Source organism: Streptomyces sp. cg40, from assembly GCF_050320165.1.
In the GTDB taxonomy this organism is placed as follows: Bacteria; Actinomycetota; Actinomycetes; order Streptomycetales; family Streptomycetaceae; genus Streptomyces; species Streptomyces hokutonensis.
Map to the genome: position 1 here is coordinate 876,515 of NZ_CP190128.1, position 17,769 is coordinate 894,283.

Sequence of the window (17,769 nt, forward strand, 5' to 3'; positions counted from 1 at the left end):
CGTGGTCAGCTCGCCGCGGCCAGGAGCGGGGTGCGGCCGAGGGCCGCCGAGAATTGGTCCACCACCTGGGTGAGGGCCTCGGTGGTGGCCGGGGCGACGGTGAGCGAGCCGTCCTCGTGGGCGGTGATGTCCTTGTCGAGGGTGAACCAGCCCTGGACTATATGGGCGGCACCCATGGAGTTCAGCACCGGGCGGAGCGCGTAGTCGATGGCCAGCACATGTGCGGTGGACCCACCGGTGGCGAGCGGCAGCACGGTCTTGCCGGTGAGGGCGTACTGCGGGAGCAGGTCGAGCAGCGCCTTGAGGACTCCGGAGTAGGAGGCCTTGTAGACGGGGGTGCCGACGACCACTCCGTCGGCGCGGGCGAACAGTTCGGTCGCCTCGACGATCGCCGGGTGGCGGAAGTCCGCGCCGAGCAGGGCCTCGGCGGGGATGGTGCGCACGTCGAGCGGGATCACCTCGTGCCCCTGGGCGATCAGCCGCTTGTCGAGGTGGCGCAGGAGCCGGTTGGTGCGGGAGGAGACGGAGGGGCTGCCGGAGACGGACAGGACGGTGGCCATGGGTCCTCTTTCTGGTCTGCTGCGGGGCGGTCAGGCGTGCGCGGAGACGGACTCGGCCTCGGCGTCGGGGAGTTGGGCCTCCAGTTCGCGGACCAGGGGCAGTACCCGCTTGCCGAAGTACTCGACCTCCTCGTGGTAGTGCAGGAAGCCCAGCAGGAGAAGGTCGACGCCCAGCTTCCGGTAGGCGACGATCCGTTCGGCGATCTGCTCCGGCGTGCCGATGAGCCCCGTACGGAAGCCGTCGTTGTACTGCACCAGGTCCTCGAACGTGGAGTCCTGCCACATGCCCCTGCCGTCGGCCGAGGACTGTCCGGCCTGTTTCACCGCGGCCCCGAAGCCTTCCACCGCCTCGCGGTCGGCCTTGGCGACGATCTCGCGGAGCGTGTCGCGGGCCTCGGCCTCGGTGTCGCGGGCGATGAGGAAACCGTTGAGGCCGAACTTCGGTGCGGTGCGGCCGACTTGGGCCGCCGAGTGGCGTACGTCGGCGATCTGCTCGGTGACGCCGTCGAAGTCCTTGCCGTTGGAGAAGTACCAGTCGGAGACGCGGCCGGCCATCGCGCGGGCGGCGCTGGAGTTGCCGCCCTGGAAGATCTCCGGGTGCGGTCGTTCGGGGGTGTTGAGGGGCTTGGGCTTGAGGGAGAAGTCGCGCAACCGGTAGAAGTCCCCGGCGAGTTCGGTGTGGTCCTCGGTCCAGATCTGGCGCAGGGCCTGGATGAACTCCTCGGAGCGGCGGTAGCGCTCGTCGTGCTCCAGCCAGGGTTCGCCGAGCGCGGTGAACTCGCCCTTGAACCAGCCGGAGACGACGTTGACAGCGAAGCGGCCGTTCGACAAGTGGTCGGCGGTGGCGCCGAGTTTGGCGAGGACGCCCGGGTGCCACAGGCCGGGGTGGACGGCGGCGATGACCTTCAGGCGCTGGGTGGCGAGGAGGAGGGCGAGGCTGAAGCTGGTCGACTCGTGCTGGAACTCGGCGCCGTAGCTGGCCATGTAGCGGACCTGGCTGAGCGCGTACTCGAAGCCGTTGTTCTCGGCGAGGACGGCGAGTTCGCGGTTGTACTCGTAGCCCCAGTCGGTGCGTTGCTCGATCTTGCTGGTGACGAGTCCCCCGCTGACATTGGGGACCCAGTAGGCGAATTTCACGGGTTCTGCGGGCATGGCGAACTCCTGTTGCGGAATGTGATTCCGGGTACGCCGAATCCGGCCGGAGCGATATCCGGCGAATGTCGGGCGGCGGCGGAAAAGAGAGCGGCGGATCGGGAAGGAGAAGAGGGGATCAGGCCGCGGTGCAACAGGAGGCGCTGGAGACGCGCGCGAGGTCGACGTGGCGTCGCCGCGTGAGGTCCAGTCGCATCTTCATGGTCTCGATCGTGGCAGCCACCCGCGAGGAGCGTCAAGGAAAACCCGACCGGTCTCGTATCGCGGACCATTGAATTTCACGAAGGTGTGACAGGTAAACCCTTGAACGGCCCGCCGAATCGGCCGCATTCTGCGGGCATGCGGACCGAACAGCTGGAATACATCGCGGCCGTGACCCGGCTCGGCTCGCTGCGCCGGGCCGCCGACGAACTGCGCCTGTCGCAGCCCGCGTTGAGCGAGACCGTGAGGAATCTCGAACGCGAACTCGGGGTCGACCTCCTGGAGCGCAAAAGGACCGGCGCGACGATGAGCGCGGCGGGCCGGGAGCTGCTGCCGAAGATCGTCGACGTACTGGACGCGGTGGACCGGCTGCGGGCGGCGGCCGGCGAGCGGCACCGGATCAGTCGCATGGTGCGGGTGGGCACGGTGAACGCGGCGACCGTGCCGCTGCTGCTGCCCGTCGTACGCGACTTCCGCGCCTCGCATCCGCTCACCCAGGTAGAGGTGGTCGGCGCGCAGCAGACGGACATCCATCGGGCGCTGGCGGAGGGCGGTTTCGACCTCGGGCTGGTCAACCATCTCGACGGTGACGACATGCCGGCCGAGTTCGAGTCCACCGAGCTGCTGTCCGGGCTGCCGGTGGTGTGCGTACGTCCCGACAGCCCGCTGGCGGCCCGGCCGACCGTCACTGTGGACGACCTCTTCACCGAGCCGCTGATCGGTATGCGCTCCGGCTATGTGATGCACCGCTATGTGCACCGGCTGCTCCATGGGCGGGGGCCGGCTTTCGCCTATTCGACCGATGGCGCCGAGATGGGCAAGCTCATGGTCGCGGAGGGGCTGGGGGTGACGGTCCTGCCCGACTTCAGCGTGGTCGAGGACCCGCTGGAGCGGCTCGGCGCGATCACCTACCGGCCGATCGCCGGGGACACCGCCCGGGTGCTGCTGATGCTGCGCCGCCGCCGCGCCGAATCCGTGCCACAGGCGGCCGGGGATCTGTACGAGGCGTTCGTGCGTCGGGCGCGCGAGCTGGGTGGAACACAGGCCTGAGTCACCTGAGGTCAGTCCTCGTCCCCGGTCGGCACCACCACGAGGAACGCGTCGGACTTCAGGTCCATGACGACCCTGGCGGGCTGACCCTCGGCGCGGCGCCGGGCCGCGAACTCCTCGGCGGGCCATGATCCGCGCGGGGCTCCCGCCGGAAACCGCTCCAACACCTTCGCGCCCATGTCCGCAGCCACCTCCGGCATCGACCTTCGGCTCCCCCGGGGAACCGTCGTATCCATGCGCCTGCCCCCGATCGGCATGGACATGCACGCCACCGCGGCACGAAGGGGACGTACGTCCGTCGGGTGACAACCGCATCCGTCGGAACGGTCCGGCCGGAAGCACCCCACGGCCGCCTTTCCCCGTCTCCCGGAGTGCGCACCATGAACGTCTCGGTCGTCCTGTTCACCTCGGACCTGCGTCTGCACGACCATCCCGCGCTGCGGGCCGCCGAAGGGGCCCGCCAGGTGGTGCCCCTGTTCGTGCGCGACCGGGCTGTGGCGGACGCCGGGTTCGCCGCGCCCAACCGGCTGGCGTTCCTCGCCGACTGCCTGAACGATCTCGACGCCGGACTGCGCGAGCGGGGCGGCCGACTGGTGGTCCGCTCCGGTGACGTCGTCGGCGAGGTGTGCAAGGTGGCCGCCGAGACCGACGCGGACGAGGTGCACATGGCGGCCGACGTGAGCGGCTACGCGCAGCGGCGCGAGCAGCGGCTGCGGCGGGCGCTGGAGGCGGAGGGGCGGCGGCTGCACGTCCACGACACCGTGACGACGGCCGTCGCTCCCGGTGCGGTGACCCCCGCCTCCTCGGACCACTTCGCGGTCTTCACGCCGTACTTCCGGCAGTGGTCCGGGGTCCAGCTGCGCGCTCCGCTCGCCGCGCCGCGCACCGTGCGGGTCCCGGAGGGTGTCGGTTCCGAGGAATTGCCGTCCCGCGCCGATCTCGCGGGTCTTTCGCCGGGCCTCGCGACCGGCGGGGAGACGGCGGGCCGCAGGGAGTCGAGCCGTTGGCTGCGCACCGGGATCGCCGCGTACGAGGACATCCACGACGACCTCGCCGGGGACGCGACCTCCCGCCTCTCCCCGCACCTGCACTTCGGCACCCTCTCCCCCGTCGAACTCGTCCACCGGGCACGGCGGTCGGCCGGACCGGGCGCCGAGGCGTTCGTACGACAGCTCGCCTGGCGGGACTTCCACCGCCAGGTCCTGGCGGCCAGACCCGCGTCAGCTAGCGCCGACTACCGTACGAAGCACGACCGTTGGCGGTCCGGGACCACGGCGCGTGCGGACATCGCGGCCTGGAAGGAGGGCCGTACCGGCTATCCGCTGATCGACGCGGCGATGCGCCAACTGCGCCACGAGGGCTGGATGCACAACCGGGGACGGCTGCTGACGGCGAGCTTCCTCACCAAGACGCTCTACGTCGACTGGCGGATCGGCGCCCGGCACTTCCTGGACCTGCTGGTCGACGGCGATGTGGCGAACAATCAGCTCAACTGGCAGTGGATGGCGGGCACCGGCACCGACTCACGTCCCAACCGCGTGCTCAATCCGGTGACTCAGGCCAAGCGGCACGATCCGGACGGCGAGTACGTCCGCCGCTGGGTGCCCGAACTCGCCGAGCTGGAGGGGCCGTTGGTGCACGAGCCGTGGAAACTCAAGGGACTTGAGCGGGTGGCGCTCGGCGACTACCCGGATCCGATCGTCGAACTCGCCGACGGGCTGGCGCGGTTCAGGCAAGGGCGGTCAGGTGAGTGAGGTCCCGTACGCGGCCGACAGAAGGTCCACGGCGTCGGTGAGTGTCGTCGGCCGTACGGCGCCCCGCGCCGAGGTGCCGGACCAGCCGGGCCCGGCCAGCACCACCGAGGGCTGTCGCCGTGCCCCCTTCACTCCCCAGCGGAGGTCGGCGAGGTGCCGGGCCAGTGGCGGGCTCGCCGTGGAGCGTGCCTGCGCCCACAGGACGACGGCCGCGGGTCCCAGTCTCCGCACCGCCGCGGTGAGCGCCTCGGCGGGTACGGCGGCGCCGAACATCCTTGTGGGCAGGGCGAGTTCGCCGAGTGCGGCGTTGAGCGCCTCGATCGGCAGGGTGTGCTGTTCGCCGGGTACGCAGGCCAGGACGACGGGCGGGGCGTCCGGCTGCCGTCCGGAAGCCGGGGGGCAGCGGCGGAGGGCGGTGGAGACCTGCCAGGACAGCAGGTGCTCCACCTCGACGTAACGGTCCCCGGACGAGGCCCACTTGCGTCCCACCGCGTGCAGGGTCGGCACCATCACCTCCTGCCAGGCGACGACCACGCCGTACCGGTCGACGGCGTCGGCGAGTTGGCGTTCGACGGCCGGTGAGTCGAGCCGGACGGCGGCGCGGGCGAGGCCCCGGCACTCCTGGCGCACATCGCCGAGGGGCAGGGTGCCGGCCGCCCGCGAGCGGCCGGGGGTCCGAGCGGGGCGCTCCGCGTGCGCACCGGCCGCCTGCCTGGCCGCGTGCGCCGCCTCGGCCGGGGGCACGCCCGACGCGGTCAGGCGGCACATCTCCTCCAGGAGTGCCACGTCATGGGGGGTCCAGCGCCGGTGCCGCCCCTCGGCGCGGACGGCGGGCCCGATGCCGTAGCGCTGCTCCCAGGACCTCAGTGTGGTGGGCGCCACGCCCAGTCGGCGGGCCAACGCGCCTGTGGTCAGGGGGAGTTCGGCGGTGGACCGGTGCGGTGCGTCCCGGTCGGCGGGCAACTCGCTCATCCCGTGACTATACGACGCAGAATCGACGCGAGTTGTTGGGCTTGATCCCCGGCTCCCAGGATGGACGAACCGGGGCATGTCCCGGCAGGCATCCCCCACCGCCTCGGCGCCGAGTGCCCGGCCCGGGCGGTCGCCGTCCGACGTGAGGAGCTGTCGTCATGGGCCCGCAGCACAGCACCGTCCGCCCGAGCCCGGTGGCGGACTCGCGGACCGACGAGGAACTGGCCAGGGGGCTGGTGGCGGGCGACGAGGACTGTCTGGCCACCATGTATCGCCGCTGGTCGCCCCTGGTCCACACGCTGGCCCGGCGCTCGCTGGGGGACGGCACGGAGGCCGAGGACGTGACCCAGCAGGTGTTTCTCGGGGTGTGGCGCGGGCGGCTGGGTTTCTGTCCCGAGCGCGGCACGATCGGCGGCTGGATCGTCGGCATCACCAGGCGCAGGATCGCCGACGCGCTGTCCGCCAGGACCCGCCGACTGCACCTGGTGGCCGCCGCCGGGGCCGCCCTGCCCCTCGCCGATCCCGCCGCCGACCGGCCCGAGGCAGCTCTCGACCGCGTCCTCGTCCTGCGGGAACTGGCCCGCCTGCCCGCGCCCCAGCAGCGCGTGCTGCGGCTGACGTACTACGAGGACCTCACCCAGACCCAGATCGCGCGGCGCACCGGCTGGCCGCTGGGCACGGTGAAGAGCCATGCCCGGCGCGGGCTCCACCAGCTGCGCCGCAGTCTTCGGCACGACGAGCAGGCTGACCACTACACATAAAGGGCGAATAAGGAGCAGAATGGAGTGAAGCGGCTCTTACCGCACACCGCACCAGACGCGGTCAGGCCAGCCAAGTCAAAGGAGACGAGTCATGGCCAACGTCTCGCACACCAGAGGTGACATAGCGAGCCACCCTGATGTCTCCGAAATGCAGGCGCGATACGCCCGCATGCTCGGTGGACGCGATGTGGCGCTCGTGGACGGACCGGTGTTCCTGCTCGGTCTGTACTGCGCCGTGTCCCCGTGGATACTCCACTACACGACGAGCCAGCCGGCGCTCGTGCCGCACAACCTGATCGTCGGCATCGCGATCGGCCTGCTGGCCCTCGGGTTCACCAGGGCGCCGGAGCGCATGTACGGCCTCAGCTGGGCGATGAGCGCCCTGGGTGTCTGGATGATCGTCTCGCCGTGGATCGTCGGCAGCAGCCCCGACAAGGGCGTCATCCTGAACAACGTCATCATCGGCGGACTGGCCGTGCTCCTGGGCATCGTGTGTGCCGCCACGGCGGCGCGGAGCACTCCCAAGCCGTAGACGCACAGCCCGGAGAGGAAGCCACGCCCCCTTCAGCGGTCGCCCGGCACCAGCCACGGCGACTGCGGGAGGGGGCTGCCGGTCTCCAGGACCGACTTCAGGTTGGACAGCACGGCCGGCCAGCCGCCGGAGACGTCGGACAGCTCGCCCTCGTCGGCGAGGTCCTCGTGGGTGACGGTGAGGCGCACGATGTCCTCGTGCCGCCGGATGTCGTAGGTGACGCGGGAGTACGCGTCTGCCTCACCCTCGTTCTCCGGCGAGGTCCACGTGGTCACCAGCCGGTTCGGGCGGTCGCTCTCGACGACGGTCCCGACGACGTCGGCGATGCCGGAACCGTCGGTGCGCACGTGCTCCCAGCGCGAACCCTCCCGCCAGTCGGACACATTGCTGTGCCCCCAGTAGGCGGCGGTCAGGTCGGCGTCGGTGAGGGCGTCCCAGACCTTCTCGGGAGTGCTCGCGATGTAGGTGACGTAGACGAATGTCGGCTTGTCGGTCATGGCTTCCTCGGCTCGTCGCTTCAGGTCTCCGAGCGCGCGCAGCCGCGGGCGCTCGAACTTGTCGATCCAGCGCTGCTGTATCTCGTGCAGCGGGACCGGATTGAGGTAGTGCAGCTTCTCCCGCCCGCGCCGCACCGTGCTGACCAGGTTGGCGGCCTCCAGGACGGCCAGATGCTGGGTCACCGACTGGCGGGTCATCTCGATCCGCCCGCACAGCTCACCGAGCGTCTGCCCGTTGTGCTCGTGCAGCCGGTCCAGCAGCCGCCGCCGGGTCTCGTCGGCCAGCGCCTTGAAGACCGCGTCCATCCCTGGGTCATGTTCGGATCGCACACTCAACGTTATGCAGGCAATTGCCTGCACGTCAAGGCGGGAGTTACGACGGCTCGGGACGTGTTCGTCTCAGTCCAGGAAAGCGCCCAGCTCACGGCGGTGCGCGGTCACCCAGTCGCGGGCGGCCCTGATCTCGTCCACGACACCGCTCGCCAGCAGTTCTGCCATGCCCCGTTCACCGCGCTCGGCACCGGCCGCGATGCCCCGCGCGCACCGGTCCTGCCACCACAGGACGGTGTCGAGGAGCCGACCGGTGTCATCGAGGCCGTACGCCTCGCAGATCAGCGCGATCCGGCGGGCGGTCGCCCGTACGTCGGTGACGGCCGGGCCGAGGTCCAGGTACTGCCAGCACACGTGGGCGACGTCGTGGACCCGCTCTCCGGGGGCGGCGAGATCCCAGTCGACGAAGGCCAGCGGGCGCCATGCGGTGTCGTAGACGGTGTTCTTGGGGGCGAGGTCGTTGTGGCAGACGACGTCCTGATCGCCGGCCAGCGCTGTGCCGTGGGTCAAGTCGTGGAAGGCGCGGACGAGTTGGGCGACACGGGCCAGTGTGTCGTCGCTACGGGCGGCCGACCGTTCCTCAGAGCTGACGGCCGCCCGGCCCTCGATGTACCGGAGCGTCTCCCGCCCCCGCTCGTCCGCGCCGAGGAAACGCGGCGCGCCCGCCCACTCCCGCCGCTCGAACAGCGCGAGCAACTCGGTGACGTACGGCGACCGTTCGGAGGGAGTACGGCGTACGGTCGCCCCGACTCGTACGACCTCGTTGACCGCGCCTCCGCCGAGCACCGACTCCTCCACGTGGCCGCCTTCCCGAAATCGTTTCGACCGCACGAGTATCGCTTGGGACGCTGCTCGTATGGATCACGCGGAGGTACTGCTCATCGGGGGACGCGCCGGGGTCGGGAAGACGACCGTGGGCCGGGAAGTGTCGGCGCGGCTGCGCGCGGCGGGGGTCGCCCATGCCGTGGTCGACGGGGATTTCATGGGGCAGGTGCATCCGGCGCCGGACGGCGATCCGCACCGGACCGCGATCGGCGAGGCCGACTTGGCCGCCGTCTGGGGGAATTACGCCGTACTGGGATATCAACGGCTCATCTACACGAACACGGTGTGCGTGCTCGACGAGGCGGCGGGGCAGTTCCGGCGCGCGATGGGCGCGGACGTGCGGATCGTACGGGTGCTGCTCACCGCCTCCGACGCCACCGCCTCGGAGCGGCTCAACGGGCGGGAGATCGGCAGCGAGTTGGAGCGGGAGGTGGCCAACAGCGCTCGTAAGTCACGCCTGTTGGACGAGCGGGCGCCCGTGGACACCGTGCGGGTGGTGACCGACGGGCGCTCCGTCGTGGGCGTCGCGGGTGAGGTGTTGGCCGCGACGGGGTGGGTCAACGGCCGTTAGGGAGCGGCGGGTTCGGGCACCGTCTCCGTGAGGTACTCCTCCGTGATCTCCTTCGGGCCGAACGGCCACACCTTCTCGAAGCGGGCCCAGAGGACGAACGCGAGGCAGCCCAGGGCGAGCCAGGCGAGGGACCACTCGATGGGGTGGCGGCCAGGGGAGTTCTTGTCGGCGTAGCCGTAGATCACGCACCAGCCGACGAAGGCGATGATGCTGGGCACCGGGTAGAGCCACATGCGGTAGGGACGGCGGAGGGTCGGCTGGCGTTTGCGCAGGACCGTCAGGGCGATGATCTGGGCCAGCGCCTGGACGATGACCATGACCGTGGTGAGGAGCTGGATCAGGGTCGCGAGGTCGGTGTGGCGGCCGATGAGGAAGCCGATCGCCGTGATCACGCCCATGGTGGCCAGGCCCAGCATCGGGAAGCGGTGCTTGGGGTGGAGCTTGGCGTAGGGGCGGAAGAAGACGCGTTCGCGGGCCGCGTCGTAGGGCACCCGGGAGCCGCCGAGCAGGCCGGTGAAGACCGAGGCGAAGGCGGTGATCAGGATCAGGACGGTGACCGTGTCGGCGGCGCCCTTGCCCCAGGTCTTCTCCAGGACCGCCGAGGCTACCGAGGTGGAGGCGATGTCGTTCGCGTGGGTCATCCGGTGCCAGTCGATGACACCGAGGGTGCCGATCTGGAGCATGAGGTAGATCGCCATGATGCCGACGATCGAGAACAGGATGGAGCGCGGCAGGGTGCGGCCGGGGTCCTTGATCTCGGCGCCCATGTAGGCCGTGGTGTTGTAGCCGAGGTAGTCGTAGATGCCGATGGTGAGGCCGCCCGCGAAGCCGAGCCAGAAGTGGTTGCTGCCCAGGTCGAAGGCGTGTGCCGGGTAGGTGAAGGCGAGGTGGCCGCTGAAGTGGGTGGCGGCGGCCAGGATCACCAGGAACACCGAGGCGATCATCACCGTCCACATCACGGCGGTGATGCGGGCGATGTTCTCGATGCCGCGCCACAGGAGGAGGATCACCAGGGCGATCACACCGAGGCCGATGAGGTCGCCGGACGTCTTGCCCAGGTCCGGTGCCAGATAGCCGAGGTACTGCACGAAGCCGACCACGCCGGTCGACATGATCAGCGGGATGAAGAGCATCGCCGTCCACACGAACAGGAACGGCATCAGCCGGCCCGTGCGGTACTGGAAGGCCTGGCGCAGATAGACGTAGCTGCCGCCGGAGCCGGGCATCGCGGCGCCCAGCTCGGCCCAGACGAGCCCGTCGGCGAGCGCGAGGATCGCGCCCGCGACGAAGCCGATGACCGCCTGCGGGCCGCCGAACGCGGCGACCATCAGCGGGATGGTCACGAACGGGCCGATGCCGCACATCTGGCTCATGTTGATGGCGGTGGCCTGGAAGAGGCCGACGCGGCGGACGAAGCCGCCTTCTGGGGGCGGACTACCGGACATGGGGGCTCCTGAGGGGGTGCGTGACTCGGGGGAAGCGGGGTGCGGCGTGCGGGCCGGTATCCGGTGGCTGACTGGGCGATAAAGTTAAGGAGCCTTACTAGACTCGTCAAGAGGGTGTCCCCGATGAGTGAGAATGGTGCGATGCCCGCCAGCGACGCCGTAGAGCAGCAGGAACAGCCCTGGAGCCGGCAGCGGCTGCGGAGCGTCAACGAGCGGCTGCTGCTCGACCGGCTGCGCACCGCCGGTGCCGCCTCGCGCGCCCAACTCGCCCGCGAGACAGGGCTGTCGAAGCCGACCGTCTCCAGCGCGCTGGCCGCGCTCGCGGAGGCGGGGCTGGTCCACGAGGTCGGCACCCGGGCACCCGAGCGCGGCCGGACCGCAGTGCTCTACGCCCCCGACCCGGCCGCCGGTTACGCGCTCGGGATAGACGTCGGGCGCAGTTGGCTGCGGGTCGCGGTGGCCAATCTGGACGGCGAGGTGGTGGCCCGCGCGGACGTCCGCAACCGGGCCCGCAGCTCGGGCGCCATGGCCGAGCTGGTGGTGGCCACCGCGCACCAGGTCGTCGCGAACTCCGAGGTCGCACCGGCCGCGGTGGTGCACGCCGTCGTGGGCACGCCGGGTGTGTACGACGAACAACGGCGGCGGGTGCGGTACGCGATGCATCTGCCGGGCTGGGGCCGCGCCGGGCTGTTCGACCGGATGCGCGAGGACCTGGGCGTCCCGCTGGAGGTGCACAACGACGCCAATCTCGCGGCGCTCGGCGAGTACACGTACGGCGTCGGCGCGGGCAGCCGGCTGTTCGCGTACATCATGATCGGCACCGGGCTCGGCATGGGCGTGGTCAGCGAGGGGCGGCTGTTCACGGGGGCGCACGGCGGGGCCGGGGAGATCGGGTTCCTGCCGTGGCCGGGGCAGCAGAAGCCGGAAACGCTGGAGGACGCCGTGTCGGGGGTGGCCGTCGTCGAGGCGGCCCGGATGTTCGGCATGAGCGGGCAGCAGCTCACCGCGAAGGCGGTGTTCGACGCGGCCCGGCAGGGAAATCCCGCCGCGGTCAAGGCGGTTGAGCTGGAGGGCGAGCGGATCGCGCACACGGTGGCAGCCGCCGCGGCCGTGCTCGACCCGGACCTGGTCGTCCTGGGCGGCGGGGTCGGGCACAGCGTGGATCTGCTGCTCCGCCCGGTGCGGGAGAACCTGCGCGCCCTCACCCCGCTGCGGCCGAAGATCGTGCCGAGCGCGCTGGGCGAGGACGCGGTGCTGCTGGGCGCGGTGGCCACCGCGCTGGGCACGGCACGGGACCTCGTCTTCGAGCGCCGTTCGGCGTCCTGAAACACCTTCATCCACCAGCGCTGCCCGGCGTCCTGAACAACTCGCCCACGGGCAACGGTGATTGACACGCCCCATCGTCCGGCCTACCTTCTGTCGCAGTTAGTAAAGCTTCCTAACTTGACGAGGCTGGAGACCCCCGTGTTCCACCGCCCCGCCGTCCCCCCACTGCTCAGAAGCCGTCTCACCACGGCAGCCGTGGTCCTCGGCCTGCTCGGTACCCTCACCACCAGTGCGTGGGCGGGAGCCCGGGAGCCGTCGCCCACCCGGTCCCCGGCGACCGCCGTAGGCTCGACCGCCGGGGCCGTCACCCCGCTGGCCGGCTACGCGATCCAGTCGTCCGCCAAGGTCACCGACTCCCCCGCGGCCGTCTCCTCCCCCGGCTACCGGGCGACCGGCTGGTACCCGGCCGGCGCACGCTCCACGGTCCTCGCGGCCCTGATCGCCGACGGCGTGTACGCCGACCCGTTCCACTCGACCAACCAGCGGAAGATCCCGAAGGCCGACTTCCAGGTCCCGTGGTGGTACCGCAGCGACTTCACGGTCACGGACCGCACCCGGCGCACCTACCTCGACTTCAGCGGGGTGATCTCGGCGGCCGACGTCTACGTCAACGGCAAGCGGATCGCCGAGGCCGCCGACGTCAACGGCGCCTACACACACCACGAGTTGGACGTCACCCCGCTCGTGCGCTCCGGCACGAACACGGTCGCCTTCCGCATCCGGCCGAACGACCCGAACAAGAACCTCACCATGGGCTGGATCGACTGGCTCCAGCCGCCGCCCGACCAGAACATGGGCATCGTCCGTGACGTCCTCGTCCGCCGCGGCGGCCCGGTCGCCCTGCGCGACGCACATGTGGTGACCAAACTGGCCGTCCCGTCACTCGCCACCGCCGACCTGACGGTCAAGGCGAAGGCGCGCAACGACACGGCCGCGCCCGTCACCACGCAGGTCGGCGGAAGCATCGACGGCAGGACCTTCGCCACGACCGTCTCCCTCGCCGCACACCAGACGAAGACCGTCACCTTCGCCGTCCACCTGGACTCCCCGAAGGTGTGGTGGCCGGCGGGCATGGGCGGCCAGCCGCTCTACGGCCTCGACCTCACCGCCTCCGTGAACGGCACCCCCTCCGACACCGCGCACCAGACCTTCGGCATCCGCGACGTCCAGGCCCCGCTGAACTCGGACGGCGCCCGCCAGTACCGGATCAACGGCCGCAAGTTGCTGATCAAGGGCGGCGGTTGGTCGCCCGACGAGTTCCTGCGCTGGGACCGGACCTATGTCGAGGACCGCCTGAAGTACGCCCTCGACCTGGGCCTGAACACCATCCGCCTCGAAGGACACATCGAGCCGGACGAGTTCTTCGACCTGGCGGACCGCTACGGCATCCTCACTCTCCCCGGCTGGGAGTGCTGCGACAAGTGGGAGGGCCAGGTCAACGGCGACGAGACCGGTGAGAAGTGGACCGCCGCCGACTACCCGGTCGCCAAGGCGTCGATGGCCGCGGAGGCCGCCCGGCTGCGCGACCACCCGAGCGTGATCTCCTTCCTGATCGGCAGCGACTTCGCGCCCGACGCGACAATCGAGAAGACCTACCTCGACACGCTGAAGGCGGCCGACTGGAGGAACCCGGTGGTCGCCGCCGCCTCCGACAACTCCTCGCCGATCAGCGGCAGTTCGGGCATGAAGATGACCGGCCCGTACGACTGGATCCCGCCGGACTACTGGTACGCCAAGCGCGAGGGCGGCGCCACCGGCTTCAACTCCGAGACCAGCGCGGGCCCCGACATCCCGACCCTCGACACCCTGCGCCGCATGATGACCCCGGCCGAACTGGCCACCCTCTGGAAGGACCCGACCGCCAAGCAGTACCACCGCTCCCCGTCCCCGGTCTTCAACACCCTCAAGCTCTACGACAACGCCCTCACCGGCCGCTACGGCCCGCCGACGAGCCTCACCGACTACGTCCGCAAGGCCCAGTTGGCCCAGTACGAGAACGTGCGCGCCCAGTTCGAGGCGTACGAGCGCAACGCCACCGACGCCTCGAAGCCGGCGACCGGAGTCGTCTACTGGATGTTCAACAGCGGATGGACCTCCCTGCACTGGCAGTTGATGGACCGTTATCTCGACCAGGGCGGCGCCTACTTCGGCGCGAAGAAGGCGAACGAACCGCTGCACATCCAGTACTCCTACGACAACCGCTCGGTCGTGGTGGTGAACAACCGGAACGCGTCCGCCTCGCAACTCACGGCGCGGGCAACGCTGTTCAACACGGACGGCACGCAGAAGTACGACAAGAAGGTGGCCGGGGTGACGGTCTCCGGCGGCGGCGCACACAGCACCGCGCTCACCCTGCCCCCGTCGGTGGCCGGGCTGTCGACGACGTACCTGGTGCGGCTGACGCTGAGCGACGCGTCCGGCAAGGAGGTGAGCCGGAACGTGTACTGGCTGTCCGGCAAGCCCGACACGCTCGACTGGGCGCACACCGACTGGTACTACACACCGACGACGAGCTACGCCGATCTCAAGGGGCTCAACTCGATGGCGCAGGTGCCGGTCTCGGCGACGGCGTCGACCTCGGCGGGCACGGACGGCACCTCGACCACGACGGTCACGGTGCGCAACTCCGGGAAGGGGAAGACACCTTCGCTCCTCACCGACGTCCATCTCGTGGACTCGGCCGGCAAACCGGTGCTGCCGGTGACGTGGTCCGACAACGAAGTGAGCCTGTGGCCCGGGGAGTCGAGGACGCTGACGGTGACCTACCGGACGTCCGAACTGCACGGCTCGGCGCCCCGGGTGCGGGTCTCCGGCTGGAACACACCGGAACGGACCGTCCCGGCGGCGTGAACACCTGAGAACCCGTGGGGCCCGGCCGCCGCCGGGCCCCACCGGTCGTCGTCAGCTCACATTGAGCGCGGTGTCGTCGATGACGAACGACGTCTGGAGGGTGGACCCTTCGACGCCGCTGAACTTGATGGTGGCGGTGGTGCCGGCCAGGGAGGAGACGTCGAAGGACTTCAGGACGTATCCGGAGGCCGCGTTCAGGTTCGAGTACGTGGCCAGGGTGGTGGATCCGGCGGTGACCGTCAGTTTGTCGTAGGCGGTGCTGGTGGTGGTCTCCGCCGTGTCGATGTGCAGATAGAAGCTGAGGGTGGCGGAGCAGCCGGACGGGATGGTCACCGACTGGGACAGGGTGTCGGTGTGGGCCGATCCGTAGCCGTCGAGCCAGGCCTTGTAGGACCCGGTGCGGGCGGCCTCGCTGCTGGAGTTGGTGATGACGCCGCTGCTGGCGGTCCAGGTGGTGTTGCCCGACTCGAAGCCCGGGTTGCCGACCAGCTGGGCCGCGGTGCAGGTCCCACCGCCGCCTCCGCCACCGCCGCCGGTGCTGCCGTCGCCGGCCAGCCATGCGGTGGCGTTGAGGGCGAGGGCCGCGTTGGTGGCGCCGGTGTCGTTCCAGCCGTCGTAGAGCGTGTTGCCGGACTGTCCGGTGCCGTCGTCGATCGGCGAGCTGTCGCCCCAGAACGCGACGCGACCGCTGCCGAAGGTGCTGGTCGCGAAGAACGCGCCCGTGTTGCCGGAGTAACCGCTGCGGTACACAAGGCCCTTGACGTTCGCGTTGTCGGCGGGCTTCAGCGTGGCCGTCGTGCCGTCGGCGATCAGGCTCTTGGTGACCGTGCCGAAGGCGCCGTTCAGGACCGCGTTGCTGCTGTCGCTGATCGCGGCGGGGTAGCCGGAGCTGATGTCGAGGGAGTCGATGGAGAACCCGAACGGGTCCGTCGAATCAACGCTGTTGTTGGTCATCAGGTCGTTGAGGATCTCGACCGCGTCGTAGCCGTCGCTGTTGCGGTCGGCGCCGGTGTGGTCGGAGATCATGAACAGGCCGCCGCCGTTCTGGACGAACGTCATGATCGCGGTCTTCTCGGCGGTCGTGAACAGCGTGTTGGGCTCGGGGAGGACCAGCGTGTCGAAGTTCGACAGGTCGGTCGTCGAGGAACCGCCGTACGTGAGCGCGCTGGTGGCGGTCTTGAGGCTGTAGTCGCCGGTCTTCTGGAGGGCGACGCCCCACGAGGAGAGCGCCCCGGTCCAGTCGGTCTCGGACGACGGGGAGGAGTCCTGGGCCAGCGGGTCGGGCTTGCTGGTGGAGATGATCCAGTCCGCGTTGCCCGCCTCCTCGGCGTGACCGTCGTCGAACAGGACGCGGTGCGTGGTGGCCGCGTGCGCGGGCGTGGCCGTGGTGGTGACCTGGAGGGCTGCCCCCGTGACGAAAAGTCCCAGGCCGGCGAGGGCGGTGGTGAGTCTGCGGCGGGATCTTCTGGATCCAAGCATCCGGCGAACCTCCGTGAGGGGATGGGAAAGGTGCGGTGCGGGCGCCTGATCTGCGCGCGTAGAACGGTAGTTGGGGACTTCTACACGCGTTGAACGATTGAAAGGTACATGGCATGAAGGGGTCGTGAACAGAAAGTCGTGGCAATAACAGCCCACAGAAATCGACGGAGTGGGTCGGCCCGCAGCGGGCACAAGGTGAGAGCGAGGACAACGACAAAGAGGGGCGGAGATGGAGATCTCGGGCATCATCAGTGCCATCATCATTGGCGTGCTGGGACGGCTCGTCGTTCCGGGACGTCAGCACATCGGCGTCGTGCTGACGATCGTGGTCGGCATCGTGGCCGCGCTGCTCGGCGCGGCGATCGCGTCCGGCCTGGGGGTCGCCGACACGAAGGGCATCGACTGGATCGAGTGGCTCATCCAGATCGGCCTGGCGGCCGTCGGCATCGCCGCGCTGGACCGGACGAGGGTGCGCCGCTGAGCGGCGGACGGGAAATGCGTTGCGGGTGAGACCCGGCGGCGGCAGGCTACTTCGAGCCCGCCGCCCGGTCCCGCGCTTCGCACATCCCTCCCGGAGAACCCTTGTCACCACGCGTCACCCCGCTCGTCGATCCGCAGTCCGGCCCGTCGAGCCGCCGCCTTGTCTGGCTCGCCCAGGACGGCGACGGCATACCCGTAGGGTCGGCTTCGCTGCGCCTGTTCCTCAAGGAGGGGCAGGCGCATCTCGGTGAACTGGAGCTCTCGGTCCACGCCGCCGAACGCCGACAGGGCATCGGCACCCGGCTGTTGGAGGCCGCGACAGCCGCCGCCCGCGCGGAGGGCCGACGCTCACTCCTCGCCCAGGCCCAACAGGGTTCACCCGCCGACGAGTTCCTTCCCGCCCGCGGCTTCCGTCCGGTACTGACCCTCACCTACGCCCGGCTCTCGCTGGCCGACGTCGATCTCACGGCGATCGACGCGCGCGCCCAACGCCCGCATCCCGGCTACGAGTTGACGGAGTGGACCGGCACGGTTCCGGCCCGACTCGCCCGCTCCTACGCCGAGTCGCGCAGCGCGATGGACGACATGCCGATGCAGGACACCGACTACGGCACCGTCGTATGGGATGTGGAACGACTGGTCGCGGCGGCCGAGGCGGTCGCGCGCCGCGGGGAACTGCTGCACACCGTCGCCGCCGTGGACACCACCGACGGACGCCTCGTCGGTTTCTCCGAACTGGTCGTGCCGGGCGACGGGCGCGGCGACGCGCAGCACTACGGTACGGCCGTGCTGCCCGCCCACCGTGGCCGGGGTCTCGCCCACTCGATGAAGGCCGCCTCGATCCGGCGGGCGCGCCAACTCCACCCACTGCTGGCCGGGTTGCTCACGGACACGGCGGCCAGCAACGCGCCCATGCGGGCGGTGAACGACGCGCTCGGCTATGTGCCGACGCATCGGGCGGTGGAGTACCAGCTCGACCTGTAG

The 17,769-nt window shown here is 70.2% G+C and carries 18 protein-coding genes; 9 read left to right on the forward strand and 9 right to left on the reverse strand.

Annotated elements, in window-relative coordinates; all coding sequences use genetic code 11:
- Positions 1–5: 5 nt before the first annotated feature.
- The 3 genes from ssuE to ACQHII_RS03840 form a co-directional block, all read right to left on the reverse strand.
- Positions 6–560, reverse strand: coding sequence for an NADPH-dependent FMN reductase (gene ssuE, locus ACQHII_RS03830; protein WP_200709625.1), 555 nt, complete (start codon positions 558–560; stop codon positions 6–8).
- A gap of 30 nt (positions 561–590) precedes the next feature.
- Positions 591–1,712, reverse strand: a complete 1,122-nt coding sequence (gene sfnG, locus ACQHII_RS03835; protein ID WP_427917850.1) for a dimethylsulfone monooxygenase SfnG — start codon at positions 1,710–1,712, stop codon at positions 591–593.
- Positions 1,713–1,830: 118 nt separating this feature from the next.
- A complete protein-coding gene (locus tag ACQHII_RS03840) occupies positions 1,831–1,914 on the reverse strand; it encodes a putative leader peptide (RefSeq protein WP_350966533.1) in 84 nt (27 codons plus the stop codon).
- A 137-nt stretch (positions 1,915–2,051) separates the two neighbouring features.
- Here ACQHII_RS03840 and ACQHII_RS03845 point away from each other — a divergent pair, with 137 nt between their 5' ends.
- The gene (locus tag ACQHII_RS03845) at positions 2,052–2,963 is read left to right on the forward strand and encodes a LysR family transcriptional regulator (RefSeq protein WP_427917851.1); all 912 of its coding nucleotides are present in this window, start codon (positions 2,052–2,054) and stop codon (positions 2,961–2,963) included.
- An 11-nt stretch (positions 2,964–2,974) separates the two neighbouring features.
- Here ACQHII_RS03845 and ACQHII_RS03850 read toward each other — a convergent pair whose 3' ends face one another.
- Positions 2,975–3,163 carry a hypothetical protein gene (locus ACQHII_RS03850; protein WP_427917852.1) on the reverse strand — a complete coding sequence of 63 codons (189 nt, stop codon included), beginning with the start codon at positions 3,161–3,163 and terminating at the stop codon, positions 2,975–2,977.
- A gap of 180 nt (positions 3,164–3,343) precedes the next feature.
- On the opposite strand from ACQHII_RS03850, the gene ACQHII_RS03855 reads away from it, so the two are divergent.
- Entirely contained in the window at positions 3,344–4,717 is a 1,374-nt protein-coding gene (locus tag ACQHII_RS03855) for a cryptochrome/photolyase family protein (RefSeq protein WP_427917853.1), read from the forward strand.
- On the opposite strand, the gene ACQHII_RS03860 is transcribed toward ACQHII_RS03855, so the two are convergent.
- On the reverse strand, positions 4,706–5,689 hold the full coding sequence (locus ACQHII_RS03860; protein WP_427917854.1) for a MerR family transcriptional regulator: 984 nt from the start codon (positions 5,687–5,689) through the stop codon (positions 4,706–4,708). The genes ACQHII_RS03855 and ACQHII_RS03860 overlap by 12 nt on opposite strands.
- A gap of 158 nt (positions 5,690–5,847) precedes the next feature.
- Between ACQHII_RS03860 and ACQHII_RS03865 the strand changes: the two genes are divergently transcribed.
- On the forward strand, positions 5,848–6,450 hold the full coding sequence (locus ACQHII_RS03865; protein WP_427917855.1) for a sigma-70 family RNA polymerase sigma factor: 603 nt from the start codon (positions 5,848–5,850) through the stop codon (positions 6,448–6,450).
- Positions 6,451–6,541: 91 nt separating this feature from the next.
- Positions 6,542–6,982, forward strand: a complete 441-nt coding sequence (locus ACQHII_RS03870) for an SPW repeat protein (RefSeq protein ID WP_427917856.1) — start codon at positions 6,542–6,544, stop codon at positions 6,980–6,982.
- Between the two features lie 32 nt (positions 6,983–7,014).
- On the opposite strand, the gene ACQHII_RS03875 is transcribed toward ACQHII_RS03870, so the two are convergent.
- Both ACQHII_RS03875 and ACQHII_RS03880 read right to left on the reverse strand, forming a co-directional pair.
- Entirely contained in the window at positions 7,015–7,785 is a 771-nt protein-coding gene (locus tag ACQHII_RS03875; RefSeq protein ID WP_427917857.1) for an ArsR/SmtB family transcription factor, read from the reverse strand.
- 93 nt (positions 7,786–7,878) lie between these two features.
- Entirely contained in the window at positions 7,879–8,607 is a 729-nt protein-coding gene (locus tag ACQHII_RS03880; protein WP_427917858.1) for a phosphotransferase, read from the reverse strand.
- A gap of 58 nt (positions 8,608–8,665) precedes the next feature.
- Here ACQHII_RS03880 and ACQHII_RS03885 point away from each other — a divergent pair, with 58 nt between their 5' ends.
- Positions 8,666–9,205: a hypothetical protein gene (locus tag ACQHII_RS03885; RefSeq protein ID WP_427917859.1), complete on the forward strand. Its 540-nt coding sequence runs from the start codon at positions 8,666–8,668 to the stop codon at positions 9,203–9,205.
- Here ACQHII_RS03885 and ACQHII_RS03890 read toward each other — a convergent pair.
- Entirely contained in the window at positions 9,202–10,650 is a 1,449-nt protein-coding gene (locus ACQHII_RS03890) for an APC family permease (RefSeq protein WP_427917860.1), read from the reverse strand. The two genes, ACQHII_RS03885 and ACQHII_RS03890, sit on opposite strands and share 4 nt — an antisense overlap.
- Positions 10,651–10,791: 141 nt before the next feature.
- Here ACQHII_RS03890 and ACQHII_RS03895 point away from each other — a divergent pair, with 141 nt between their 5' ends.
- Positions 10,792–11,976 (forward strand): ROK family protein, encoded by a 1,185-nt coding sequence (locus ACQHII_RS03895; RefSeq protein ID WP_427917861.1) that lies wholly within the window; start codon positions 10,792–10,794, stop codon positions 11,974–11,976.
- Positions 11,977–12,114: 138 nt separating this feature from the next.
- The gene (locus ACQHII_RS03900; RefSeq protein WP_427925222.1) at positions 12,115–14,826 is read left to right on the forward strand and encodes a glycoside hydrolase family 2 protein; all 2,712 of its coding nucleotides are present in this window, start codon (positions 12,115–12,117) and stop codon (positions 14,824–14,826) included.
- 51 nt (positions 14,827–14,877) lie between these two features.
- Here ACQHII_RS03900 and ACQHII_RS03905 read toward each other — a convergent pair whose 3' ends face one another.
- Positions 14,878–16,305, reverse strand: coding sequence for a hydrolase (locus ACQHII_RS03905; RefSeq protein WP_427917862.1), 1,428 nt, complete (start codon positions 16,303–16,305; stop codon positions 14,878–14,880).
- 229 nt (positions 16,306–16,534) lie between these two features.
- On the opposite strand from ACQHII_RS03905, the gene ACQHII_RS03910 reads away from it, so the two are divergent.
- Both ACQHII_RS03910 and ACQHII_RS03915 read left to right on the forward strand, forming a co-directional pair.
- The gene (locus ACQHII_RS03910) at positions 16,535–16,786 is read left to right on the forward strand and encodes a GlsB/YeaQ/YmgE family stress response membrane protein (protein WP_427917863.1); all 252 of its coding nucleotides are present in this window, start codon (positions 16,535–16,537) and stop codon (positions 16,784–16,786) included.
- A 101-nt stretch (positions 16,787–16,887) separates the two neighbouring features.
- Positions 16,888–17,769, forward strand: coding sequence for a GNAT family N-acetyltransferase (locus tag ACQHII_RS03915; RefSeq protein ID WP_427917864.1), 882 nt, complete (start codon positions 16,888–16,890; stop codon positions 17,767–17,769).